Raw genomic sequence first — 23984 nt, 5'->3', positions numbered from 1 at the left:
ATCGGTCGGAGGGGTGGTCACGGCGTGGTCTGCCAGGCCTCGATGGGGTTGCCCAGCCACCGCGTGTCCGCGGGGACGGACTCGGCGCGCATCACCAGCGAGGCCGGGCCCAGCGTGCTGCGCGCGCCCACCGTGCTGCCGGGCAGCACGATCCCGCCCGGGCCCAGGGTGGCGCCCTCGCGGAGGACCACAGTATCCATCCGCATGATCCGGTCGTGGAAGAGGTGCGTCTGCACCACGCAGCCCCGGTTGACGCTGACCCCGTCCCCGAGGGTGACCAGGTCCGCCTCCGGCAGCCAGTAGCTCTCGCACCACACGCCGTGCCCGACCTTGGCGCCGAGCGCCCGCAGCCACAGGTTCAGCACCGGGGTGCCGGGCACCGCGCCGACCAGCCAGGGCACCGCCAGCACTTCCACGAAGGTGTCGGCGAGCTCGTTGCGCCACACGAAGCCGCTCCACAGCGGGTGCTCCACCGCCCGGAACCGCCCGACCAGCAGCCACTTCGCGGCCACCGCGACCAGACAGGCCACGCCGCCCGCCGCCAGCAGCACAAGTCCGGAGAGCAGCGCGGCCAGCAGGAGGGAACCCGCCGCCAGCCAGGACAGCGCCGCCACCGTCGCCAGGCCCAGCGCCCCCGAGGCCAGCACCGGGAGCAGCCGGGCCAGCTCGACCAGCCCGCGCGCCCACCGCAACCGGGCCGGCGGCTCGTAGGTCAGGCTCTGGTCCGCCTGGTCCGCCGCGCGCGGCAGCCGCACCGGCGGCATGCCCAGGTACGAGCCGCCCTTCTTCGCCTTCGCCGGCGTCGCCGAGAGCACGCCCACCAGGCCCCGCTTGGGCACCGAACGGCCCGGCGCGGTCATCCCCGAGTTGCCGAGGAAGGCCCGGTCGCCGACCTTCGCCTCACCCAGGCGCATCCAGCCGCCGCCCAGCTCGTACGGCGCGATCAGGGTGTCGTCGGCCAGGAACGCGCCGTCCCCGACCGTGGTCAGGCTGGGCAGCGCCAGTACCGTGGACACCTCGGCGCCCCGGCCGACCCGCATCCCCAGCGCCCGCAGCCACAGCGGGGTGACCAGCCCGGCGTACAGCGGGAACAGCACCTCGCGGGCCCGGTCCATCAGCTGGCTGACCGTCCACGCCTGCCAGCTGACCCGGCCGTGCAGCGGGTGCACACCCGGCACCAGCCCGATGCTCAGCAGCCGGACCAGCACCACCAGCTGCGCCGCGTACAGCGCGCCGTACGCCAGGGTGGCGGGGAGCAGGCCGAGCAGGGCGCCGGCGAGGGCCGGACCGAGGTCAGCGCCCCGGTCGACGAAGCGGGAGAGCAGGGCGACGGCCGCCGCGGCGGGCAGCACCGGGAGCAGGGCGAGCAGGGCGACGCCGGCGCCGTACACCGCGGCCCAGGCGGGCCGGCGGACCGGCGTCCCCTTGGACCAGGACCACTCGGCCCGGCCCAGCTTGACGGCGGGCGCGCCGCCCCAGCGCTGGCCGGTCGGCACGTGGCCGGTGACGCTGGAACCCGGCAGCACCTGGGCGCGCTTGCCGACCCGGGCCCCGGGGAGCAGCGTCGAACGGGTGCCGACCACCGCGTCGGCGCCGACCTTGATCTGGCCGACCTCCAGCCGATCGCCGTCCAGCCAGTAGCCGGACAGGTCGACCTCGGCCTCGACGGCGCAGCCCCGGCCCAGCTTGAGCATCCCGGTGACGGGCGGCAGCGAGTGCAGGTCCACCTCGCGGGCGACCTTGGCGCCCAGCACCCTGGCATAAGGGACCAGCCAGGCGCCGGACAGCCCGGTCGCGCCGCTCAGCTCGGCGAGCCGCTCGGCCGCCCACAGCCGCAGGTGCACGGCGCCACCGCGCGGATAGCTGCCGGGGCGCAGTCCGTGCAGCAGCAGCCGGGCGCCACCGGCGCCGATCGCGAGCCGGCCCGGCGGGCTGTACAGCATGAGCGCGCCCGCGCCGACCGCCCACCAGGAGGCGGTGGGCGCCCACGGGTAGTCGCCGAGGTGCGAGAGCAGGTTCCCGGCGGCCAGCAGGGCGACCGTCCAGCGCAGGCCGACCACGGTGAACAGCGGGACCAGCAGGAGCAACTGGAGCAGCTTGGCTCGGGTCGGCACCAGGGCGACGGTACGGGCCTCACCGCCCGCGGCGGCGGTGCGCTCCAGGTGGCGGGCGAGCTTGCGCAGCGTCGGGTGCTGGTAGATGTCCAGCACGGCGGCGCTCGGGTAGCGGGTGCGCAGCAGGGTGGTCAGCCGGGCGGCGGCCAGACTGCCGCCACCGATCGCGAAGAAGTCGTCGCGCGCACCGCTCACCTGCACGCCGAGGATCTCGGCCCACTGCTCGGCGAGCCAGGCCTCGGTGCCGTACAGCTGCTCGCCCGGGGCGGTGGCCTCCAGTTCGGGCAGCGGCCAGGGCAGGGCGCCCCGGTCGACCTTGCCGGAGGTGCGGGTGGGCAGGCTGTCGACCGGGGCGAGCAGCGGCACCAGGGCGGCGGGCAGCTCGGCGCGCAGCCGCTCGACGGCCCGCTCGCGGTCGAAGCCGTCCTGGACCACCAGGTAGCCGACCAGCAGCTGGTTGCCGCGGCGCGCGGTCCGTACTGCGGCGGCCGCGCCCGCCACTCCGGGCAGCGCCTGCAGGGCGGCGTCCACCTCGCCGAGTTCGATCCGGCGCCCGCCGAGCTTGATCTGCTCGTCGGTGCGGCCGAGGAACAGCAGACCGGCCGGGTCCGCCCGGACCAGGTCGCCGCTGCGGTAGGCGCGCTCCCAGCCCAGCGAGGGCAGCGGCGCGTACTTCTCGGCGTCCTTCTCCTGGTCGAGGTAGCGGGCCAGGCCGACCCCGCCGATCACCAGCTGCCCGGTGCCACCGGGGGCGACGGGCTGCCCGGCCTCGTCCACCACGGCGAGGTCCCAGCCGTCCAGCGGCAGGCCGATCCGGACCGGGCCCTCGCCGGTGAGCAGAGCGGCGCAGGCCACCACGGTCGCCTCGGTCGGACCGTAGGTGTTCCACACCTCGCGGCCCTCGGTGACGAGGCGCTGCACCAGCTCGGGCGGGCAGGCCTCGCCGCCGAAGATCAGCAGCCGGACCTCGTTGAGCGCCTCGGCCGGCCACAGCGAGGCCAGGGTCGGCACGGTGGAGACCACGGTGATCTCCTGCTCGGCGAGCCAGGGGCCGAGGTCGGCGCCGCTGCGCACCTGGGAGCGCGGGACGGGCACCAGGCAGGCGCCGTGCCGCCAGGCCAGCCACATCTCCTCGCAGGAGGCGTCGAAGGCGACCGACAGGCCGGCCATCACCCGGTCGCCGGGGCCGATCGGCTCCTCCTGGAGGAAGAGCGCGGCCTCGGCGTCGACGAAGGCGGCGGCGTTGCGGTGGGTCACGGCGACGCCCTTGGGTTTGCCGGTCGAGCCGGAGGTGAAGATGATCCAGGCGTCGTCGGCCGGGGTGGGGCGGCGCCCGCTCACGGCCTGGCGCGTGGTGGTGCTGCTCAGGGCGCGCCCGGCGCCGAGCACGGCGGCCACGGCGGCCTCGCCGAAGACCAGCTGGGCACGCTCGTCCGGGTCCTCGGCGTCCACCGGGACGTAGGCGGCGCCGGCGGCGAGCACGGCGAGGATCGAGACGTACAGGTCGTTGGTGCCGGAGGGCACCCGGACGCCTACCCGGTCGCCCGGGCCGATCCCGGCGGCGGTCAGCCGGCGGCGCAGCTGCTCGACCTCGGCGGCCAGGGCGCGGTAGCTGAGCACGGTGCGGCCGTCGTCCAGGGCCGGCTCGTCGGGGTGGGCGCGCACGGTGGCGTCCAGCACGTCGACCAGCGTGCGCGGGGCGGCGGCCGGGCGGCCGGGGAACAGCGCGTGCGGGGGTGCGGCCTGCGGGGGTGCGGCCTGCTCCGGTGCGGGCCGCGGTGGCGTGGCGTACTGCTTCGGGTGGCTCGGTTCAGCTGTCATGGCAGCCCGTGCGCTCCTCGTCCTCGCCCCGTTCCGACCGATGTCCGGCCCTTGGGGCGGTGGGAGCACTCGCCTGACGGGTGACCCCACTCCGGGGCCGGAGCGGACAACCCGACCGATGGTAGCCCCGGGTTCCCGAACCGGCAGGGGCTGACACCCGGCCCAACTGGCGCAGGAGTGGCCGAATCTGACCTCACATCAGCTGACAACTGATGCCTCTTTGTATTGATGTGACGATAGGTCAGTCGAATTGACGGATCGTCAGGCTGAAATCCTGATCGTGATCCATGCCACAGGAATTGCTGCTCCTTCGGGTGGTGGGCCGGGCGGGCCGGGGATTGCGGCGACGGCTTCCCCGGCCGGCCCGGTCTCGGGACGCCGCGTCACGGAGGTGGTGCGTCGCCCGAGCGGACGGTGCTTGCGGTCGGCGGTCCTTGCGGTCGACGGTCCTTGGCTAGGCGGCCCGGGAAGCGATCCGGGGCGGCGTCCAGTCGGCGTGCTTCAGGACGGTCCGCATCATCGCGCCGGGCGGGGTGAGCCGGATCGCGGCGTTGCGCAGGCCTACCGCCAGCGGGTTGGCGAGCTGCTGGCCCATCCGGCCGGCCCGGCGGGCGTCGCGGGCCACGGTCTGGCTGCGCGGACGGCGGGCGGCGTCGTAGCGGACGAGCGCGCCCTCGACCGTCTGGCTCCCGGCGACCGCCGCCGCGAGCGTCACCGCGTCCTCCAGCGCCTGGCAGGCGCCCTGGCCGAGGTGGGGCGTCATGGCGTGTGCGGCGTCACCGAGCAGGGCGACTCGGCCCGAGACGTACGAAGGCAGCGGGGTGACCAGCTCGTTGACGTCGTGGTGCAGCACCGCCTCCGGGTTGGTTGCCGCCAGTAGCGCGGGAATCGGGTCGTGCCAGCGCGCGAAGCGGCGGCGGACCTCGGTCAGCGAGTCCCGGTAGCGGACCCCGGCCGGGGAGTTGAGCACGGCGTGCCACTCGGCCCGGCCGTCCGGGAAGGCGATGTGGCCGAACTCGGCACCGTGGCCCCAGGTCAGCTCGAAGTCGGCGGACAGCCCGTCGACCGGACGCTCGGTGATCGCCCGCAGTACCGTCGAGCCGCTGTACACCGGCCCAGGGTGGGCGGGGAAGAGGCGGCGCCGGATCCGGCTGTTGATGCCGTCGGCCGCCACCAGGAGGTCCGCCTTCAGGGTGGTGCCGTCGTAGCCCACCGTGACCCGGGCGGGGTCGGCGGTGTCGATCTCCGTCACCTCCGCGCCGATCATCAGGGATTCGGCGGGCAGTGCCTCGCGCAGGATGCGGTGCAGGTCCGCCCGGGGGATGCCGACGATCGGCGCCCCCAACTCCCGCTCCAGCGCCCTGCCGTCCATCTGGGCGAGCCGACGGCCGTCCGGCGTCCGCGTCCCGCCGGTGTACTGCCGCCGCGAGGCCGCCTCGATGGCCTCGCCCACCCCGAGGATCCCGAGCGACCGCATGCCGTTGGCGTGGAGCGAGATCCCGGCTCCGGCGTCGTCCAGTACGGCCGCCCGCTCGATCACGGTCACGTCCCACCCGGCCAGCCGGAGTCCGATCGCCGTCGCCAACCCGCCGATGCCGCCCCCGACCACCACCGCGCTGCTGCTGCTCATGCCCGGTCCTTCCCGTGTCGCCGCGCTGTTTTCTACAGCTGTAGAAGGAGCGTACTACGGGCTTACGGGAGGCGATCGGTGGGGAGGGGCGGGCGCCCGGGCGGGCGGTGAGGGGTGCTCCGCTTGTGGGTCCGGGCGGGCGGACGGGCGAGGTGGGGCCCCGTCCCGGTAGAAAGGGGGGATGCGGCGAGACCAGGAGCAGGGGAACGAGCGGGAGCAGGAGCAGGGCGGCACGAACGGAGCGGGGAGGCCGGACCGGCGGACGGTACTGGCGGATGCGGCGATCGGAGTGCTGGCGGACGCGGGGGTGCGGGGGCTGACCCACCGGGCGGTGGACGCGGCGGCCGGGCTGCCGGTCGGCACCACCTCGGCCTACCTGCGGACCAGACAGGCGCTGCTGACCGCGTTGGTGCGGCGGCTGGTCGAGCTGGACCAGGGTGAGCTGCAGGCGCTGGGGGAGCGGGCGACGGTCCGTTCGGCGGACGAACTGGTGGAGAACATCCGTGAGTTGATGCGGCACCGGCTGACCGGCGCGGGGCGGCGGCGGTCGCTCGCGCGGTACGCCTGCGCCGTGGAGAGCGTGCGCGACCCCGAGCTGCGGGAGATCCTCGTGCCGCGCGAGAACGCCGGCCGGGCCGTCGTCCGGGCTTTCCTCGCCGATCAGGGCGTGGCCGACCCCGACGGGCGGACCGCCACGCTGCTGGCCTGCATCGACGGCCTGGTCTTCGACCGCCTGGTGGGCGGAGGCGAGACCGGGGCCGACGAGCTCCAGGGTCTGGTGGCGGCCGCCCTCCGCGGCGCGACCGGGGCTTAGTTTGGCGTTTGCCCCGGGCCGGTTGCCGCATGGGCGGACGCGGGCTGGCCGTCAACCTCGATTTGTCATGAGCGAGGGCTCCGGTCTGGACCGAGTGGTCCGGCCGGAGCCCTCCGTGTGTTCGACGCATACCGGTGGACGGTCACCCGGCCCGCTCGTCCCGCACCGCGCGGACCGCCACCAGCGCCACGATCGCCGTCACCAGTACACCGAGCACCACCCAACCAGCCGCCGTGGTGAACAGGAACCGGAACAACCCGCGGACCAGGATCCGCTCCAGGAACTTCATCCGCGCACCGTACCCCACACCCGGGAACGGGGCGACGAGCCCCCGCCCGGGTCAGCCCAGCGCCGGCCCGGCTGCGGCACCGCCGGGACGGCGTACCCTGCTGCGGGGCGGATGATCTTGCTGTCCGCGGCCTGCTCCAGCACGTTGGCGCACCACCCCACGATCCGGCCCGCCGCGAACGTCGGGTGAAGATCTCGCGCGGCACACCGCACTGGTCCATGACCACGCCCGCGTAGTACTCGACGTCGGTGAACAGCTCGTGCTCCGGCTTGAGTTCGGCGGGCGCGTCGAGCACGTGCCGCTCCACCCTCACCGCGAGCGGCGCGAAGCCTCCGCCCAGCCGCTCGGCGACCGCGTTCAGCATCCGCGAGCTGATCGAGGGTGACCACGGGTCGGAGTCCATGGGGGAGTGGATGGAGCGCCTGGGGCCGGTCGAGGAGCGCCGCTTCGAGCGGATCAAGGACCTGGCCGGACCGCCGACCCTGAAAGCGGTCTACCAGGTCGTCGCCGAGGACGACCTGTCGCAGCCGATCGCCGAATAGCGGTCGACCTCCGGGCCGCGGGTGACGCCGGAAGCCCGCAGCCCGGCCGACAGCGGCCGGTCGCCGGCCACCGGTCGCCGAAACCGGTCGGATTGAACCACCATCGGGTCAACCAACCGTCAAGTCGGTTCATTCACAGAATGTTCCGGTCGCGGAGGGTGAGGAACGAGGGTGAGGAACTCGGAAGATTTCCGCTGCTTCGAGGTCTTCACACGGAGTTCTCAGACTGACAGGCTGGGGCCGCCCTTTCAGTACGGAGGAGGTTCCTTGTCCCGCATATCCACGTTGGCCGGAGCGGTCACCTGCGCGCTCGCCCTTGTCACCGGATCCGCCGTGGCCGCCTCGGCCGCGCCGTTCGACCAGGCCCCGGGTGCGGCGGCCGCCGAGGCGAAGGTCGACCCCGTCGACTGGAAGCCGTGCAACCCCGACCCGAGCAAGCCGGACCCGGGCATCTACGACTGCGCCGTCTACCCCGTGCCGCTGGACTACGACAACCCGTCCGGTGAGAAGGTCGGCATCGCCATGCTGCGGCGGCGCGCGAGCGATCCGTCGAAGCGGATCGGCTCGCTGTTCCTCAATCCGGGCGGCCCCGGCGGCAGCGGCTACATGTGGGCGACCACCACCCGCTTCGGCGCCGAGGTGCAGGCCAAGTTCGACCTGGTCGGCTTCGACCCCCGCGGAGTGGCCCGGAGCAACCCGCTCAAGTGCTTCAAGACCCAGGAAGAGGCCGACGCGGTCAACAACCGCATGGTGGGCGTGCCCGTCACCAGGACCGAGGTCAACGACACCCTGGACGCCGACCAGGACTACACCGACGCCTGCAGCAAGAACGCCGGCCCGCTGATCGAGCACATGTCGACCATCAACGTGGTGCGCGACCTGGACCGGATGCGCCGCGCCGTCGGTGACTCCCAGCTCACCTTCGCCGGGTTCTCCTACGGCACCCTGATCGGTTCGACGTACGCGAACATGTACCCCAACAAGGTGCGCGCGATCATCATCGACGGCAACGTCGACCCCAACCTGCGCCTGCACAACGGCCTGGAGTACGACCGCCAGCGGGCGGGCGGCTTCGAACTGGCCCTGGACGAGTTCCTGAAGCGCTGCCAGGCCGCCGGCGCCCCGCGCTGCGCCTTCGGCGACGGCGACACCCGGGCCAAGTTCGACGAGCTCCGCGACCACCTGCGGACCAGCCCGATCACGCTGTCGAACGGCTCCAAGGTGACGCTGAGCAGCTTCACCAGCGAGGTGGCCAGCGCGCTGTACTCGCAGGCCAAGCTGGCTCCGCTGGCGAAGTCGCTGCAGGCCACCTACCAGGGGATGCAGAAGCCGGCCGCGGCCGCCCTGCTGGCGCCGAAGGCGAACGTCCCGGACGACGAGGCCAACCAGCTCACGGTGAACGTCCCGCGCGCGCTGCGCGAGGCACCGGCCGACTCCGAGTACGCCGGTGACGACTCCTACATGGGCGTCAACTGCCAGGACAAGCCGTACCCGTCGAACGACCGGGCGTTCGCCAACGTGGCCCGGGCCTGGGAGCAGGAGTCGCCGACCTTCGGCCGCTACCAGGCCTTCGACGCCCCGGCCTGCGCGAGCTGGCCGGCCCCGGCCCGGGACGCCGAGCGCTTCAGCGGCCCGTGGAACAAGAAGACCTCCAACACCGTGATGGTCATCGGCAACCTCTACGACCCGGCCACCCAGTACAAGTTCGCCCAGCGGATGCAGCAGGAGCTGGGCAACGCCGTGCTGGTCAGCGTCGACTCGATCGAGCACTGCGCCGTCGGCCGCAGCAAGGCGCTGAACGCGATGGTGACCCGCTACCTGGTGGACGGCACGGCGCCGCAGCCGGGCCAGCTGCTCAAGCCGGACGCCGAGATCTTCCCGGCGGTCTGAGGGCTCTCCCCTCGAACGCCCGGCCGGTGAGGCCGGGGCTGTGGTGGTCGGCGGTTCCGCCGGCCACCACAGCCGTGTTCTCCGGCCCAGCGCCCGGAGCGCGCGGAGAATGGGACAGAAGATCGTCATCGAACCTCCCGTGGAACGGATTCTGCGGAGTCGTCGTGGACCGTAGTCGATGCCACTGACAATCGACCCCCGGACGGAGGTCGTGAAGGGCGCTCGATGGGGCCAGAGAAATGACGTACTGTCACATTAATTCGTAAATGAATTCACAAAGCCGAATAGGGGTGTTAGCGTGCGGCCCGCCAGGTTCTCTCGGACTAGAGAAAGTGGGGGAAGGGCATGCGACACGAATTCTCCGGGCGGACGGTCCTGCCCGGCGATCCCCGATACCGGACGCTCAGCCAGGGCTTCAACCAGCGCTGGCACAGCAGTCCCGCCTACATCCGGCTGGTCGCGGACGAGGCCGACGCGGTGGCCGAGCTGAACCGGGCGCTGGACCGCGGACTGCGCCCGACCGTGCGCGGCGGCGGGCACTGCTACGAGGGCTTCGTCGACAACGACCGGGGCGTGATCCTCGACCTCAGCACGATGCGCGGGGTGGCCGCCGGGGCGGACAAGTTCGGCCGGCCCACGTACTGCGTCGAGGGCGGCGCCACCAACTGGGACGTCTACACCACGCTGTTCCGGGAGTACGCCGTCACCCTGCCCGCCGGGTCCTGCTACTCGGTCGGTGCGGGCGGGCACATCTGCGGCGGCGGGTTCGGGGTGCTCTCCCGCCGACACGGGCTCACGGTGGACCACCTCGTCCAGGTCGACGTGGTCACCGTGCGGGGCGGCCGCGCCGCGGTGACGAGGGCCAACCGTGAGGACGCGAGCGGCTCGCCCGAGCAGGACCTCTTCTGGGCCCACACCGGCGGCGGGGGCGGGAACTTCGGGGTGGTGCTGCGCTACCACTTCTCGATCGACGCACCCGAGCCGCCGCCGCGGGTCTGGATCAGCAGCACCGCCTGGCCCTGGAACGAACTGATCGACCGCCCCAGCGACTTCGAGCGGCTGCTGACCAACTTCGGCAGCTTCCTGGCAGCGCACAGCGGCCCGCGGGAACCGGTCTACGACGGGCTGTTCGCGATCCTCAAGCTGACCCACCACTCCAACGGGAACGTCGTGCTGTTCAGCCAGTGGGACGGCGACGACCCTGGCCCGCTGGACGAGTTCGTGGCGTCCGTGGAGCAGGGGATGGCGACCCGCTCGGTGGTCCAGACCCACAGCGTCGCCGGGCTGTTCCTGCCCTATCCGGAGAAGCGGCGCCAACTTCCCTGGTTCCAGGCGACCATGACGCTCAACCCCTCGGGCGACAACCAGCGCGGCAAGTACAAGTCGGCCTACCACCGGGAGCCGTTCGACCGGGCCCGGATCGGCACCCTCTGGGACTGGCTGACACGGGACGTGAGCGGGGTGGACCTCACCAAGACGCTGGTGCAGATCGACTCCTACGGCTGCCGGATCAACGCCCGCCGGCCGGAGGAGACCGCCGTGGCGCAGCGGGACTCGATCATGAAGCTGCAGTACCAGACCTACTGGACCGATCCGGCCGAGGACGCCGACCATCTGGCGTACCTGAGCGGCCTCTACCGGGAGGTGTACCGGGAGACGGGGGGCGTCCCGGAGATCGACACCGCGACGGACGGCGCCTACGTCAACTACCCGGACGTGGACCTGGGCACGGTCGACCAGCCCGACCCGGCCTACCCGAGGCTGTACTACAAGGGGAACTATCCACGACTGCAGCGCACGAAGGCCTACTGGGACGGGGAGGAGGTGTTCCACCATGCCCAGTCGATCCGGCCCCTCCGGGCCTGAGCGGCGACCCACGGTGCGCTGAGCCAGGGGCTGGGCGGTCCGGACAGTCCGGACAGTCCGGGCGGGTAGGACGGTCCAGGTGGGTCGGGCGGCCGGGAGGTCGGGCGCACCACAGCGTCCGTGGCCCGGCCGGGGCGGCGGCCCCGGGGCTGCCGCCCCGGCCGGGTCCCGCCGCCCGGCAGCCCCGCCGGCCTACGCGGCCTGCTCTGCACCCTCCTCGACGATCCGCCCGTCGTGGAGCTCGATCACCCGGTCGGCGAGCCCCATCAGCGTCGGGTCGTGGGTGGCGACCAGAACCGTGACGCCCTCGCTGCGGACCACCGCGCGCAGCAGTTCCATGATCGAGCGGCCGGTCTCGGAGTCCAGCTGCCCGGTGGGTTCGTCGGCGATGATCAGGCCCGGGTCGTTGGCCAGTGCGCGGGCGATCGCGACGCGCTGCTGCTGGCCGCCGGAGAGCTCGCCCGGTCGCTGGTTGGCGTGGTCGGCCAGGCCGACCAGCGCCAGCAGGGTGTGGGCGCGCTCCTCGCGCTCGGCCGGCGGGACCTTGCGCAGCCGCATCGGCACACCGACGTTCTCGGCGGCGGTGAGCATCGGGATCAGTCCGAAAGACTGGAAGACGAAGCCGATCCGCTCCCGCCGCAGGGCGAGTCGGCTGTCCTCGTCCAGCCCGCCGAGGTCGATGCCGTCCAGCGCGATACTGCCGCCGGTCGGCGCGTCCAGGCCACCGACCAGGTTGAGCAGGGTGGTCTTGCCGGAACCGGATCGGCCCTTGAGCGCGGTGAGTTCGCCGCGTTCGATCGAGAAGTTGATGCCGCGCAGGGCGTGGACGGTCCGCTCGCCGGTGCCGAAGCTGCGCCGGAGGTCGGTCACGGCCACCATCGGGCCGGTGGTCGTCAGGGCGGTGTCGGCGGCCTGGTGCTGCGTCATGCGGCGTCCCCCTGTGGGCGGTGACTACCCGGTTCTGTCCGGGTCAACGGGTGAGGCGAGTTCGCGGGTTCACCCGTCCCGCGGGGAATTCGCGAAAGGGAAGATCCCCGGCCAAGGACGGGTGGTGAAGCCAAAGTTGTGAAGTGTGCATGGCATTTCAGCGGCTCGTTGCCGGCGGGGATCCTATCAATGCAAGGAATTTGCTCAGGGTTACTTGATTCGCGCAAGTCCCTTCCGTTCCCGGATCGAATCTGACAGCATCGTCCGCTATCCGGTGACCGTTTGGTCGGTGATCACTGCGCCGGTGTGCCCGTGAGGTGTCCGTCTGTGGCCGATGTGTGTCCGGGCGGGGCCGGATCGACGGGTGGGGCTGGGCTGCGACCGGGGACGCGACCGGGGGAGGAACGTGATGCTCGGCTTCGTCGTGCGCAGACTGCGCGGACGATTGCCGCTGGCTGCTGCCGTCCTGCTGACGGTGCTGATCACCACGGCAGTGTTGACCGCCCTGGTGACCTTCAACAGCAGCGTCGGCCAGGCCGGCCTGCGGCAGGCGCTCCAGGGCTCGAGCCATGCCCGGACCTCGGTGGTGGTGACCGCCGAACACGGCCTGGATCAGCGGCAGAAGGACGAGGAGGCGCTCGCCTCATACCGGCAGAAGCTCTTCGGTGAGCTGCCCGTACGCACCGACAGCCTGCTGCGCAGCCGCTCCTACGGCCTACCAGGCGGCGACGCCGCGTCAGCCGGGACCGCTGCGGCCGGCACGCCCGCAACGGGAACCCCCGCAACGGGAACCCCCACCGCCGGGACCCCCACCGCCAGAACCCCCGCCCCCGCAACGCCCGCCCCCGCAACCGCGACGGCCGGCCAGTCCAGCACGGCCAAGGTCGACCTGACGGTCCTCGCCGACCTCGACCGCAACCAGGTGCGGCTGACCGCCGGCGCCTGGCCGGGCGCCGTCACCGGTCCGGTCCGGTCCGCCGCCCTCCAGGTCGCCGTCCCGCAGGCCCTGCTGGCCAGGCTCGGCCTGGCCGCCCAGGCGCTGCCCGCGGACGTCCAGCTCGCCGACCGGCTCGACGGCAAGCCGCTGGCCGTCCGGATCACCGGCACCTACCGGGCCGTCGACCCGTCCGCCCCGTACTGGCGCATCGACCCGGTCGGCGGCCACGAGGTCGAGACCGGCGGGTTCACCACCTACGGCCCGATGATGGTCGACCAGAGCGCCTTCACCGCGGGCGGTCTGCCGCAGAGCAGCCGCGGGTGGCTGCTCGACGCCGACTTCGCGGGCGTCGACCAGGACATCGCCGAGGCCATCGGCGAGCGGACCCAGGGCCTGAACGGCGACCTGGGGAAGACGTCCTCGCTCAGCGCCGACACCGAACTCCCGGATCTGGTACGCGAACTGTCGGCAAGTCTGATGGTCGCCCGGTCCACCCTGCTGATCGGCGCCCTCCAGCTGGCGGTGCTGGCCACAGCCGCCCTGCTGTTGGTCGTCCGGCTGATCTCGGCCCACCAGGAACGGGAGAACGAGTTGCTCGCCGCACGCGGCGCCTCCGGTGCCCGGCTCGGCGGCTTCACCGCCCTGGAGTCGGTGCTGCTGGCACTCCCGGCCGCGGTGTTCGCACCCCTGCTCACCCCGTTCCTGGTCCGCGTCCTGGCGGGCTTCGGCCGGTCCCACCAGGTCGCCCTGGACACCCGCCTGAGCTGGACGCTCTGGCCGGTGGCCGTCATCGGCGCCCTCGTCTGCATCATGCTGGCCACCCTGCCCAGCCTGCTGCGCGGCGCCGGCGCCGCCCTGCGCCGCAAGGCCGGCCGCCGCCAGGCGCTGGTCTCCGGAGTCGCCCGCAACGGCGGCGACCTCGCGGTGCTCGCGCTGGCGGTGCTCGCCTACCAGCAGCTCGACCAGTACGGCGGCGGGCTGTCCACCGACTCCTCCGGCAGGCTCGGGGTCGACCTGCTGCTGGTCGCCACCCCCACGCTGGCGCTGTGCGCGGGAACCCTGGTCGTGCTGCGCCTGCTGCCGCTGGTCGCCCGGCTGGGCGCCCGGGTCGCCGCCCGGGGCAGCGGCCTCGGCCCGGCCATGGTCGGCTGGCAGCTGGCCCGTCAGCCCGCCCGGGCGACCGGGCCGGTGCTGCTGCTCGTCATGGCCGTGGCCACCGGCGTGCTCGCCCTCGGCCAGCACGCCACCTGGACCGCCTCCCAGCGCGACCAGGCCGCGTTCGCCACCGGCGGCGGCCTGAGGATCTCCGCCGCGCACAGCGCGCTGATGGGCCAGGGCGGCCGCTACGGCGCCCTGCCCGGCGGCGACCGGCTGGTCCCGGTGGCCCGCGAGGAACAGCCGCTGTCGAACGGCACCGCGCAACTGCTCGTGGTGGACACCGCGGCCTTCGCCGACCGCGTCCCGGTCCGCGTTGACCTGCTCGGCGGGCACTCCGGCGGGGAGCTGTTCCGCCCGCTCGCCGAGCCGGCCCCGACCGGGGCGGCGGCCGGAGTGCCGCTGCCCGGCCGCCCGCTGCGGATCGACGCCGACCTCTCCATCCACCAGAACTTCCACGGGAAGATCCCGCTGCCCGGCACCCTGCACATGGTGTCCGACGCGCCCCCGGAGGTGGCGCTGCTGCTGCGGGACCGCTTCGGCTACGTCCACAAGGCCCCGTTCGCCGCCCTCCCGGTCAACGGCGACCTGCGCGCCTCGGCCCCGCTGAGCGCGCTGGTCGACGCCCCGATGGGCTCCGCCGCCGCCCCGCTCACCGTGGTCGGGGCGACTGTGTCCTACAGCGACCGCGCCGACGGCGAGATCACCGTGCGCGGGCTGGCCGTCTCCGACAGCGCCGACGGCCCCGCAGCCGACGTCCCGGTGCCGGCCGGGCTCTCCTGGAGGGCGCCCGACGTCGCGGCGACCGCGAGCACCAAGTCCGGGCCTCCGGCCGTCGTCCGGCCCGACCCGGCCGACGCCAACCAGCTGTTCACCGTCGACTTCGCCTTCGCGAACGGCACCGGGGACACCATCCGGACCGTCCTCAGCCCGGTCGGGGCGACCGCCCCGACGACGGTGTCCGGCGTCGCCACCCAGGACTACCTGAAGCTCACCGGCGCCTCGGTCGGCGACACCATCCGGGTGCCGTTCGCCGGGATCACCCTGCCGGTCAAGGTCACCGGGGCGGTCGAGGCCGTGCCGGTTGCCGGCCGCACCGCGCTCGTCGTCGACCTGGGCACCGTGGCGCGGCTGCTGGCCGCCCAGGGCCGTTCCGTGCCCAGCCACGCCGAGTGGTGGCTGCCCGCGACCGGACCCGGCGACCGCACCCCGGCCGAGGCCGCCGTCGCCCTGCGGTCCGCCCCGGGCTCCCAGGACGTCCAGCTCTCCGGCGAGGTGGCCGAAGGGCTGCTCAGCGACCCGGTGGGCGCCGCCCCGCAGAACGCGCTGATGGCGATCGCGCTCGTCACCGCCGTGCTCGCCGCGATCGGCTTCGTCGCCGCCGTGGCCGGCTCCGCCCACGAGCGCGCCCGGGACTCCGCGCTGCTGCTCGCCCTGGGCGCGCCGCGCAAGCAGGTCAGCCGTACCGTCGCCGCCGAACAGGCGCTGCTGGTCGGTCTCGGCGGCACCGTCGGGCTCGCTCTGGGGGCCCTGCTCGTCCACCTGATCGTGCCGTTCGTGGTGCTGACGCCCGCCGCCCGGCAACCGATGCCCGAGGCCCTGATCGAACTGCCGGTCGGCCAGGCCCTGTTGCTCGCGGCCGCGATCGCCGTCGTCCCGCTGCTGTCGGGCTTCCTCATCGGACGCCGCCGTCGGGACGTGGCCGGCCGGCTGCGCCACGTGGAGGAGATGTGACCATCCAGGCCGGCACCGGCGTGCCCACCCCTGAGACCGCCCACCGCCCCGCGCCCTGGGTCCGCACCAGGCTGCGGGCCAGCCCGCTGGCCGCGGTGCTGATGGCGGCCCTCGCCTTCGTCACGGTCTTCCTCGCGGCGGCCTTCCCCCGCGTCGCGGACCGGGGCGCGGACGCGGCGCTCCGCGCCTTCGTCAGCCAGAAGGGCCTCAACCCGACCAGCCTGCAGACCACTTCCAGGACTCAGAACGACGACAACGCCGCCGAGCTCGACCGGGTGGAGCAGAAGCTCACCGCGAAGGTCGGCCGACAGCTCACGCTGTCCGGGTCAGGCCAGGCCTACGGCGCCAAGGCGCTGAGCTCGCGCGGCATGGCCAACCGGGAGTACGTCCGGATCTCCGACGCGAACGACCCCGTGCTCAGCCTGCTCCACCTGCACGACCTGGCCGCCCGGGCCACCCTGACCGACGGCACCTGGCCGACCCGCGGCGACGGCCACGGCCCGCTGCCGATCGTGATCAGCAAGCAAGCCGCCGAGACCATCCGCATCAAGCTCGGCGACGTCATCGACAACGGCGTCGAGGGTTCGGGCACCCAACGGAGCACCGTGGTGGTCGGCTTCTACCGGATCAACGATCCCCACGACCCGTTCTGGGACGACCTGGGCTGCCCGGCCCGCGCCTGCCTGAACGCCACCCGCGAGCACGAGCACTGGACGACCAGCGGCTTCGTCGACGGAGGCAGCCTGCCCGCGCTGGCCCGCTGGGGCTCGGGCGGCGAGAACTTCTGGCGGCTGCCCGTCGACCCCGCAACGCTGCGGGCCGACCAGCTCGACCGGACCCGCAACACCATCAGCTCGTTCCTGACCGGGCCCGGCGCAAGCGCCCTGATCTCCGAGACCCGGCGCTCGGACCTGCACACCAGCTCGGGCCTGCCCGACATCCTCACCCGGGCGGACGAGCGCTACCGGGCCTCGCTGCCACTGAGCACGATCGGCCCGGCCGGGGTCGCGGGCGTCGCCACCGTGGTGCTGTTCCTGGCCGCCGCCCTCACCACCGACCGGCGCACCGGCGAGATCCGGCTGCTCCAGGCCCGCGGCGGCTCCCGCACCGGGGTGCTGCTGCGACTGGTCGGCGAGGGCGCGGCCACCGTCCTGCCCGCCGCCGTGCTCGGGACGGCCCTGGCGATGGTGCTGCTGCCCACCCCCCGGTGGGGCCAGTCGGTACTGGCCGCCCTGGCCGCGGCGCTGCTCGCCCTGCTGGCCTTCCCGGCCCGCACCGCCCTGCTGTGGTCGCGGCGGAAGCCCGCCGGCGGCCGGCGCCGGCTGGTCGGCGAACTCGCCGTCCTCGCGGTCACCGTCGCGGCCGTGGCGGAGGTCCGCCGCCGCGGCGTCGGCTCGGGCGGCGGACTGGACCCGCTGCTGGTCGCCGCCCCGCTGCTGCTCGCCGTCAGCGGCGGGCTGCTGCTGGCGAGGATCGAGCCGGTCGCGGTCGGCCGGCTGGCCAGACTCGCCGCCCGGGGGCGTGGTCTGATCGCCTTCCTCGGCCTGGCCCGCGCCGCCCGGGACACCTCGGGACGCCGCAAGCCGTCCGTGCTGCCGCTGCTCGCCCTGCTGATCGCCGTCACCACGACCGGCTTCGGCGCCACCGTGCTCGACACCGTCGACCACGTCCGCAGCCGCGCCGCGCGCATCGCCACGGGCGGGGACATCGGCGTCTCCCTCCCGGACTACGCCACCCTGCCCGAGTCCTTCACCAAGGCCGCCGCCGCACTGCCCGGCGTCCACGCCTCCACCGGGGCCTGGGTCGAGCCCAAGGCCCGCTTCGTCGGCGCTGACCAGGCGTACACCGAGGCCTACCTGGTGGCGATCGAGCCCACGGCCTACGCCGAGATCGCCCGCACCCTCGGGGTCGGCGAGTTCGACCCGGCGAAGCTCGCCGGGACGCCCGGCGGCCGGGACACCCCGGTGCCCGCCCTGTTCAGCCGCGACCTGGCCAAGCGCCTGGCCGCCGGCCCGGCCGAGATGCGCACGCCCAACGGGAACGGCCTGCGCCTCACCGTCGCCGGGATCGTCCCCGCCACCCCCGCCCTGCCCGACCCGGGCAAGCCGTTCGTCGTCGTTCCCGCCGGCCCCGCCTGGGAGCGGCTGCCGGACACCAAACGGACGAACAAGTGGTTCGCCGTCGGCGACGTCGACCCCGAGCAGGTCAGGTCCGCACTGCGGGACAACGGCCGGTCCCAGCCGACCGGCCTGGCCAGACTGGTCGCGGAGGACGCCGCGGCCGCCGGCAGGTCCACCCACGGCCTACCCGCCGGATACACCGTGCACAGCAGCCGGGAGACCGTCACCCAGCTCGCCGACGACCCGCTGCAGCACGCCGCCGGACGGCTGTTCTGGTACGCGGCCGCCGCCGGAGCCGGATTCGCCCTGCTCGCCGTCCTGCTGACACTGTTCCGAGCCGCACCCGACCGCACGGCCCTCCTCGCCCGGCTGCGCACCATGGGCCTGCGACCCCGGCAGGGGCTGGCGCTGATCGTCACCGAGGCGCTGCCGCAGACCCTGGCGGCGGCCGTCGGCGGCGGCCTGGTCGCGCTGGCGGCGGTCGCCCTGCTGGGCGGGGCCTTCGACATCTCGACGCTGGTCGGCGCCAGGGTCGGGGAGGTCATCAGCCCCGTGCTGATGCCGGTGCTGCTGCCCACCGCGGGCCTGGCCCTGCTGGTCGGCCTCGGGGTGGTGGCGGAGACGCTGGTCGCCGGCCGGCGACAGATCGCCACCGAACTGCGGGCGGGGGAGCAGGCGTGACAGCGGGACCAGCGGCACGGGCCGTGACGGCGGAGAGCACCGGGAGCGGGCGGACGGCCGGGACCGGCGAGACCGTCAAGACCGTCGAGACCGTCGAGACAGGAGTTCAGCGGTGAAGAGCACCCCCCAGGAGCGGCCGACCGTCGAGGCCCCCAGCCTGCAGGAGCTCCGGCAGCGGGCCCTCGCCGCCGCCTCCCCCAAGGCGTACGGAGCGGGCGCGGCCATCGTCTGCGACCGGCTGGTGCGGATCTTCAGCGCCGAGGGGATCGAGGTCCAGGCGCTGCAGGGCCTGGAACTGACCATCCAGCAGGGCGACCTGGTCGCCCTGGTCGGCGCCTCCGGCAGCGGCAAGTCCACCCTGCTCACCATCCTCGCCGGGCTGGACGTGCCGACCGCCGGCACCGCCACCGTCGCGGGCTGCGACCTGCTGGAGATGTCCGCCAAGGAGCGGCTGCGCTACCGGCGCGAGGTCGTGGGCTTCATCTGGCAGCAGACCGCCCGCAACCTGCTGCCGTTCCTGACCGCCGCCGAGAACATCGCCCTGCCGATGCAGCTGCGCGGCCGGCGGGCCGGGGCGCTCGGCCCGAAGGGGAAGGCCGCCCGGGTGGCCGAGCTGATGGAGGCGCTGGAGATCGGGCACCTCGCCCACCGGCGCCCCAACGAGCTCTCCGGCGGCCAGCAGCAGCGGGCCGCGATCGCGGTGGCGATGGCGAACAACCCGCCGGTGCTGCTCGCCGACGAGCCGACCGGCGAGCTGGACTCCGAGACCGCGGGGGTGATCTTCGAGTCCTTCCGCACCGTCAACCGGGAGCTCGGCACCACCGTCGTGATCGTCACCCACGACCCGATGGTCGCGGGCGAGGTCCGCCGCACGGTGGCGATCCGGGACGGACGGACCAGCAGCGAGGTGCTGCGCCGCACCGTGACGGACGAGCACGGCGAGGAGTCGATCAACGAGCGGGAGTACGTGATGCTGGACCGCACCGGGCGGGTGCAGCTGCCGGTCAAGTTCCTGGAGGCGCTCGGCATGGAGCACCGGGTGGCGGTCGACCTGGCGGCCGACCACATCGAGGTCCGTCCGGACGACGTCACGGGGGGCTGACCCGGTCCCAGCCGTCACCGCCCATTCGCTGGAAGAGGCCGCTGCCCTCGGCGTCCGTCCGGAGGTCGGACGGCGCGGCCCCGGCGATGGGCCGGCCCCGCGAGGGGGCGGTGCAGCGGGCGAAGACGAGCAGGGCACCGGCCGCCAGGCCGAGGATGCCCAGTGCGGTCAGGACGCGTAGCCAGGTCAAGGGAGTGCCTCCTGGGGACGGTGCGAGGGCGCGCCGCCGGGGTGTATCGGCAGCTCGGCCCGCGCGGTCGAGTGCCCACGGTCGGTCTCTTCCCGCCGTCCGCCGCGCGACAGGTGGTCCGCGCGGGCGCTCGAAGCGCTACAGGGGCGCGTCACACCACCGCGCGCGCCCCCCAGGGCGATGACCGGCCGCCCGGTCCGCACCTCGGTGTCCGGGTACGGGCGCCCGGCCGTGGTCAGCAGCCGCGGATCCAGGTGCTCGTCGGGGCTCAACCGGGAGACCGGCCCGTACTCCGTCAGGTTGTAGGTCTGCCGCAGCACCCGGCCCAGCCGCCGGGTCGTCTCCGCCAACCGGCGCGGCGAGGGCGGGCAGCCGGTGTAGCCGACCCGCTGCAGGCTCCCGGTGCCGGTCGCGGCCGGCAACGGGTGGTCCAGCAGGCCGTAGAGCAGGTGCGACGGCAGGCACGCCCGGGACACCCGGTACCGCTCGACCGCCGCGAGCACGTCCTCGGCCACGAAGCCCTCCTGCAGCACCACCGTGCCGCCCGCCGCCAGCGCGAAGTCCGCGGTCGCGCCGCCGCCGTGACCCAGCGGGGTGCGGAGCAGGAAGCACGCCCCCGACAGCAGCGCCGGCCGGGGCGGACGGGCGAAGCGGCGCAGCACGCCCTTCGGTCGCCGGGTCGTGCCGCTGGTGAACCGCACGGCCATCACGTCCTCGGGCCGGCAACGGGGCTCCAGCGGGGCGGGCGACCAGAGCCGTCACGGCAGCCAGGTGCGGATGTCCGGCATGTCGCTCCCCCAGCGCACATGGTCATCGGTCAGCTCGCCAGCGTATCCACCGGCGGGTTCGGGAGCGCCGGACTTGTTAGGGTCGGCGGTCGGACACGGACGGGGAAGCGGTGGGCGGCGAGGTGGAGGCGGCGGTCGTGGCACCGCGCGGGGTGCTGGACCTGCGGGGCGAGGCCGGGACGGGGTTCCTGGTGGGGTACCCGGCCGAGGCCGTAGTGGTGGTGTCGGGCCTGCCGGGGGCGGGCAAGAGCACGCTGCTGCGGCGCTGGGCGGCGGCCGGAGCGGTCTCGACGGTGGACCCGCGGACGGTGCACGAGGCGTGCGAGGCGGTGATGCCCGCGATCCTGCCGTACGCGGTGTACCGGCCGTGGGCGCGGCTGGAGCACTTCCGCCTGCTGCGCGCCTCGGTGCGGCGGGGCGGGCCGCTGCTGGTGCACGACTGCGGCAGCCGCGCCTGGATGCGCCGCTGGCTCGCCCGGGAGGCCGCCCGGCAGGGGCGCGAACTGCACCTGGTGCTGCTCGACGTCGGCGCCGCCACCGCCCTCGACGGCCAGCGGGCGCGCGGGCGGCACGCCTCCGCCCGGGTCTTCGCCCGCCACCACCGTGGCCTGGGGCGGCTGTTGGCGGCGTTCACCCGGCACGCGCGGTCCGGCGGGCCGGTGCCGACCCCGGAGGCGGCGTCCGTGCTGCTGCTCGACGCCGTCTCCCGGTCGAGGGCCGAGGCGGCCCGGTTCGGTGGGGCGCGCCGGGCTCAGTGACGGCGGGCCAGGCGCTCCGCCTCCGCGTGCCACCAGCCGGGCGGGCTGGGCCCGTTGACGGCGGCGGTCGGCTGGTCGGGGTGGAGCCCGAGGGGGCGCAGGGCGTCGGCGTCGATCCGCACGTCGAACCAGCACTGCCAGTGCCCGTCCGGACCGACGTCGCAAGGCGCGTCCCACCGGACGGCCTCCGGCGGGAAGCGCATCCGGTCGATGCCCCGGTCACGCGGTCAAGCGCGGAGCACGGCCATGGGCGTCGGGCGGCCGGTCCGGTTCCGGTAGCCGGCGATGGTGATCCACTCGGTCATGACGGCATGACGGCACGGAGCCGTACGGAGTCGGAGGGGGTTCGCGAGCGGATGACGGGCGACGAGGAACGTGGAGTACCCGCTGGGGTGTTGGCGGCCGAGCGGGTCGCCGCCCGGCTGGGGTTCGGCAAGAGCTGCACCCGGGAGGTCGGCCGGCTGCTGGCGTTCGCCGCCGCGGCCAAACCGGGCGGGACGGTCGCGGAGAGCGGCACCGGCGCGGGGGTCGGCACGGCCTGGCTGTGCAGCGGACTCGGCCCGGGCGCCCGGCTGGTCACGGTCGAGCGGGACGGGCGACTGGCCCGGAGTGCGGCGGAGTCGTTCGAGGAGGATGCCCCGTTCGACGTGTTCTTCTGTGACGGCGGCGGCAAGCGCGACGACCCCGACCGGGTGGTCGAACTGCTCGCCCCCGGCGGCCTGTTGGTCCTGGACGACTTCACGCCCTCGCCGCACTGGCCGCCCCGCTTCGGCGGCGAGGTCGACCGGCTGCGCCTGCACTACCTGACGCACCCCGCGTTGGCGGCCACCGAAGTGCTGACCGCACCGGGCAGTTCGGCCGTCCTGGCCACGCGGAGGATCTGAGCGGAGGGAGGGAGGGAGCGAGCGAGCGGATGGTCACGATCGAGACTCCCCGGCTGGTGCTGCGGCGCTGGCGCGAGGACGACGTGCCGGCGATGGCAGCGGTGAACGCCGACCCCGAGGTGATGCGGTGGACCGGCGAGCGCGTCATGGCCAAGCTCGGCCTGCGCCCCGAACGGCAGATCACCGTCCTCGGCAACGGCAGCGCCGTCCGCGTCCACCAACCGACCCGCGCCGACCACCTGTCCCGCCTCCGGCCCTGACCCGGAAAACCGCTCGCTCCGCACGCGGTGCGCCGCCTACGCTCGGCGCACCGAAAGAGCGAGCAGGGGGGCGCATGAGCCGGGCCCAGGCCGTACGGGCGGCCAACGCGTTGGGGGAGCGCTGGGTCGGGCAGACCGACCCGGGGCGAGGGACGGTCCTGATGCCGGCCGGCGTCTGGCCGCTGCTCGGGCTGCTGGCCCCGGCCGGAAGCACCACCGTCCAGGGTGAGTTGGCGCAGGCGCTCGGGGTGCCGGTCGCGGTCGCCGCCGAGCGCGCCCGTGCCCTGCTCGGCCTGCTGCGGGACATCCCGGCGGTGCGGTCCGCGCTCGGGGTCTGGAGCGACGACCGGCTGCGGCTGAGCTCGGAGTGGCTGGCCTCCGTCCCGGCGGACCTGGTCGGCCGGCTGACCGGTGATGCGGGGCGCGACCGCGCTTTGCTGAACGCCTGGGCGGCCGAACAGACGGACGGCCAGATCGAGGAGATGCCGGTCGAGCCGGGCCCGGGCAACCTTCTGGTGCTGGCGGCGGCGCTCACCGTCCGGACGGACTGGATCAAACCGTTCCGGGACTACGGCGCCTTCGGGGAGGACGCGGCGGACGGTTGGGGCCGGGCCGTCCACTACCTGACCCGGGCGACGTCCCTGCTGGACCGCGCGGCGCTGCTGGAGACGTCCGCCGGGCCGGTGACCGAGCTGCGGGTGCTCGGGTGCGGCGACATCAGCGTCCACCTGCTGCTCGGCGAGCCCGAGGCCGCGCCCGGAGACGTGCTGTCCGCCGGGATCGGGGTGCTCTCGCAGCGGGTCCGCCGGACCACCGCCGACCGGCTGCCCGTCGGCGTCGCCGGCCCGGGGCTGACGATCGAGGCGGTGCGGCGGTACGAGCCGGAGGACCGCCTGTTCGTCAGCGTCCCGAAGTTCACCGTCGAGTCCGGCCACGACCTGATCGCCCACCGCGGGCTCTTCGGACTGGAGACGCTCGCCACCCGGTCCGAGACGGAGGACCGGCTGCCCGGTCTGTCGGACGGTGAGCCGCCACTGTTCGTCAACAGTGCGCGCCAGAAGGCCACCGCGTCCTTCTCGGCCCGCGGTTTCCGGGCCGCCTCGGTGACGGCGATGGGGATGATGGGCGGCAGCGCCGGCAGCACCCGGAAGCCGCCGTACCTGCAGCGCTTCGTCGAGGTGGGCTTCACCCGCCCGTTCGGCTTCCTCGCCGTGCACCGGCTGTCCGGGCTGGTCCTGGCGGCGGGCTGGGTGACCGAGCCGGACCCGGGTGATGACCCGTGGGGGGCCGTGCCGGACGAGTCGGAGGAGTGGGAGGAGTGGGAAAAGTCGGAGGAGTCGGAGGAGGACTGAGCCGGCGCGGCACGGGTCGGTGGCCGGGGCCCGGGAATTCGGATGGCGCGGCGTAAGCGTCCCCGGTGGTGCCGGCGCGCTGCGAGACTGGTGTGAGTACAGTCCGTCAGGGAGAGAGGTCCCACCCCGC

18 protein-coding genes and 1 pseudogene are annotated in these 23984 nt (G+C 74.1%); 11 read left to right on the top strand and 8 right to left on the bottom strand.

All coding sequences use genetic code 11. The features are described from left to right. Positions 1 to 17: 17 nt before the first annotated feature. Together ACWCYO_RS26320 and ACWCYO_RS26315 are read right to left on the bottom strand one after the other, a co-directional pair. Entirely contained in the window at positions 18 to 3935 is a 3918-nt protein-coding gene (locus ACWCYO_RS26320) for a Pls/PosA family non-ribosomal peptide synthetase (RefSeq protein ID WP_449785577.1), read from the bottom strand. Between the two features lie 454 nt (positions 3936 to 4389). Then, the gene (locus ACWCYO_RS26315) at positions 4390 to 5565 is read right to left on the bottom strand and encodes an FAD-dependent monooxygenase (protein WP_449785576.1); all 1176 of its coding nucleotides are present in this window, start codon (positions 5563 to 5565) and stop codon (positions 4390 to 4392) included. Positions 5566 to 5746: 181 nt separating this feature from the next. On the opposite strand from ACWCYO_RS26315, the gene ACWCYO_RS26310 reads away from it, so the two are divergent. Beyond that, positions 5747 to 6379: a TetR/AcrR family transcriptional regulator gene (locus ACWCYO_RS26310; RefSeq protein ID WP_449785575.1), complete on the top strand. Its 633-nt coding sequence runs from the start codon at positions 5747 to 5749 to the stop codon at positions 6377 to 6379. A gap of 142 nt (positions 6380 to 6521) precedes the next feature. Here the strand turns inward: ACWCYO_RS26310 and ACWCYO_RS26305 are convergent, their stop codons facing one another. Beyond that, the gene (locus ACWCYO_RS26305; protein ID WP_449785574.1) at positions 6522 to 6668 is read right to left on the bottom strand and encodes a hypothetical protein; all 147 of its coding nucleotides are present in this window, start codon (positions 6666 to 6668) and stop codon (positions 6522 to 6524) included. Further along, positions 6665 to 7038, bottom strand: a pseudogene (locus tag ACWCYO_RS26300) (citrate/2-methylcitrate synthase); the annotation flags it as partial. The pseudogene ACWCYO_RS26300 and the gene ACWCYO_RS26305, both read right to left, overlap by 4 nt. A gap of 43 nt (positions 7039 to 7081) precedes the next feature. On the opposite strand from ACWCYO_RS26300, the gene ACWCYO_RS26295 reads away from it, so the two are divergent. The 3 genes from ACWCYO_RS26295 to ACWCYO_RS26285 all read left to right on the top strand — a co-directional run bounded on the left by ACWCYO_RS26295 (position 7082) and on the right by ACWCYO_RS26285 (position 10966). Next, complete coding sequence (locus ACWCYO_RS26295; protein WP_270149664.1) at positions 7082 to 7210, top strand: hypothetical protein; 129 nt, start codon at positions 7082 to 7084, stop codon at positions 7208 to 7210. A gap of 267 nt (positions 7211 to 7477) precedes the next feature. Then, positions 7478 to 9100, top strand: coding sequence for an alpha/beta hydrolase (locus ACWCYO_RS26290; RefSeq protein ID WP_449785573.1), 1623 nt, complete (start codon positions 7478 to 7480; stop codon positions 9098 to 9100). 345 nt (positions 9101 to 9445) lie between these two features. Beyond that, positions 9446 to 10966, top strand: coding sequence for an FAD-dependent oxidoreductase (locus ACWCYO_RS26285; RefSeq protein WP_449785572.1), 1521 nt, complete (start codon positions 9446 to 9448; stop codon positions 10964 to 10966). 192 nt (positions 10967 to 11158) lie between these two features. On the opposite strand, the gene ACWCYO_RS26280 is transcribed toward ACWCYO_RS26285, so the two are convergent. Continuing rightward, the gene (locus ACWCYO_RS26280) at positions 11159 to 11893 is read right to left on the bottom strand and encodes an ABC transporter ATP-binding protein (RefSeq protein ID WP_270149669.1); all 735 of its coding nucleotides are present in this window, start codon (positions 11891 to 11893) and stop codon (positions 11159 to 11161) included. 409 nt (positions 11894 to 12302) lie between these two features. Here ACWCYO_RS26280 and ACWCYO_RS26275 point away from each other — a divergent pair, with 409 nt between their 5' ends. The 3 genes from ACWCYO_RS26275 (at position 12303) to ACWCYO_RS26265 (ending at position 19622) form a co-directional block, all read left to right on the top strand. After that, positions 12303 to 15719, top strand: coding sequence for an FtsX-like permease family protein (locus tag ACWCYO_RS26275; protein ID WP_449785571.1), 3417 nt, complete (start codon positions 12303 to 12305; stop codon positions 15717 to 15719). Next, positions 15716 to 18520 (top strand): hypothetical protein, encoded by a 2805-nt coding sequence (locus ACWCYO_RS26270; RefSeq protein WP_449785570.1) that lies wholly within the window; start codon positions 15716 to 15718, stop codon positions 18518 to 18520. Before ACWCYO_RS26275 ends, ACWCYO_RS26270 begins: the two co-directional genes overlap by 4 nt. 112 nt (positions 18521 to 18632) lie before the next feature. Further along, positions 18633 to 19622 carry an ABC transporter ATP-binding protein gene (locus tag ACWCYO_RS26265; RefSeq protein ID WP_449785569.1) on the top strand — a complete coding sequence of 330 codons (990 nt, stop codon included), beginning with the start codon at positions 18633 to 18635 and terminating at the stop codon, positions 19620 to 19622. Here ACWCYO_RS26265 and ACWCYO_RS26260 read toward each other — a convergent pair. Both ACWCYO_RS26260 and ACWCYO_RS26255 read right to left on the bottom strand, forming a co-directional pair. Beyond that, complete coding sequence (locus ACWCYO_RS26260; protein WP_449785568.1) at positions 19609 to 19812, bottom strand: hypothetical protein; 204 nt, start codon at positions 19810 to 19812, stop codon at positions 19609 to 19611. The genes ACWCYO_RS26265 and ACWCYO_RS26260 overlap by 14 nt on opposite strands. Next, on the bottom strand, positions 19809 to 20549 hold the full coding sequence (locus ACWCYO_RS26255) for an AMP-binding protein (RefSeq protein ID WP_449785586.1): 741 nt from the start codon (positions 20547 to 20549) through the stop codon (positions 19809 to 19811). Before ACWCYO_RS26255 ends, ACWCYO_RS26260 begins: the two co-directional genes overlap by 4 nt. A gap of 161 nt (positions 20550 to 20710) precedes the next feature. Here ACWCYO_RS26255 and ACWCYO_RS26250 point away from each other — a divergent pair, with 161 nt between their 5' ends. Next, positions 20711 to 21358: an AAA family ATPase gene (locus ACWCYO_RS26250; protein WP_449785567.1), complete on the top strand. Its 648-nt coding sequence runs from the start codon at positions 20711 to 20713 to the stop codon at positions 21356 to 21358. Here ACWCYO_RS26250 and ACWCYO_RS26245 read toward each other — a convergent pair. Beyond that, the gene (locus ACWCYO_RS26245) at positions 21352 to 21561 is read right to left on the bottom strand and encodes a hypothetical protein (protein WP_449785566.1); all 210 of its coding nucleotides are present in this window, start codon (positions 21559 to 21561) and stop codon (positions 21352 to 21354) included. The genes ACWCYO_RS26250 and ACWCYO_RS26245 overlap by 7 nt on opposite strands. Positions 21562 to 21714: 153 nt before the next feature. Here ACWCYO_RS26245 and ACWCYO_RS26240 point away from each other — a divergent pair, with 153 nt between their 5' ends. The 3 genes from ACWCYO_RS26240 to ACWCYO_RS26230 all read left to right on the top strand — a co-directional run bounded on the left by ACWCYO_RS26240 (position 21715) and on the right by ACWCYO_RS26230 (position 23854). After that, on the top strand, positions 21715 to 22242 hold the full coding sequence (locus ACWCYO_RS26240; protein ID WP_449785565.1) for an O-methyltransferase: 528 nt from the start codon (positions 21715 to 21717) through the stop codon (positions 22240 to 22242). A 29-nt stretch (positions 22243 to 22271) separates the two neighbouring features. Further along, positions 22272 to 22502, top strand: a complete 231-nt coding sequence (locus ACWCYO_RS26235) for a GNAT family N-acetyltransferase (protein ID WP_333493528.1) — start codon at positions 22272 to 22274, stop codon at positions 22500 to 22502. 74 nt (positions 22503 to 22576) lie between these two features. Next, positions 22577 to 23854, top strand: a complete 1278-nt coding sequence (locus ACWCYO_RS26230) for a serpin family protein (RefSeq protein ID WP_449785564.1) — start codon at positions 22577 to 22579, stop codon at positions 23852 to 23854. The last annotated feature ends 130 nt before the right edge of the window (positions 23855 to 23984 follow it).

This window comes from Kitasatospora sp. NPDC001683, assembly GCF_053596495.1.
Note: the sequence above shows the minus strand (reverse complement) of the source record. Positions and strands in the feature narration are given on the sequence as shown.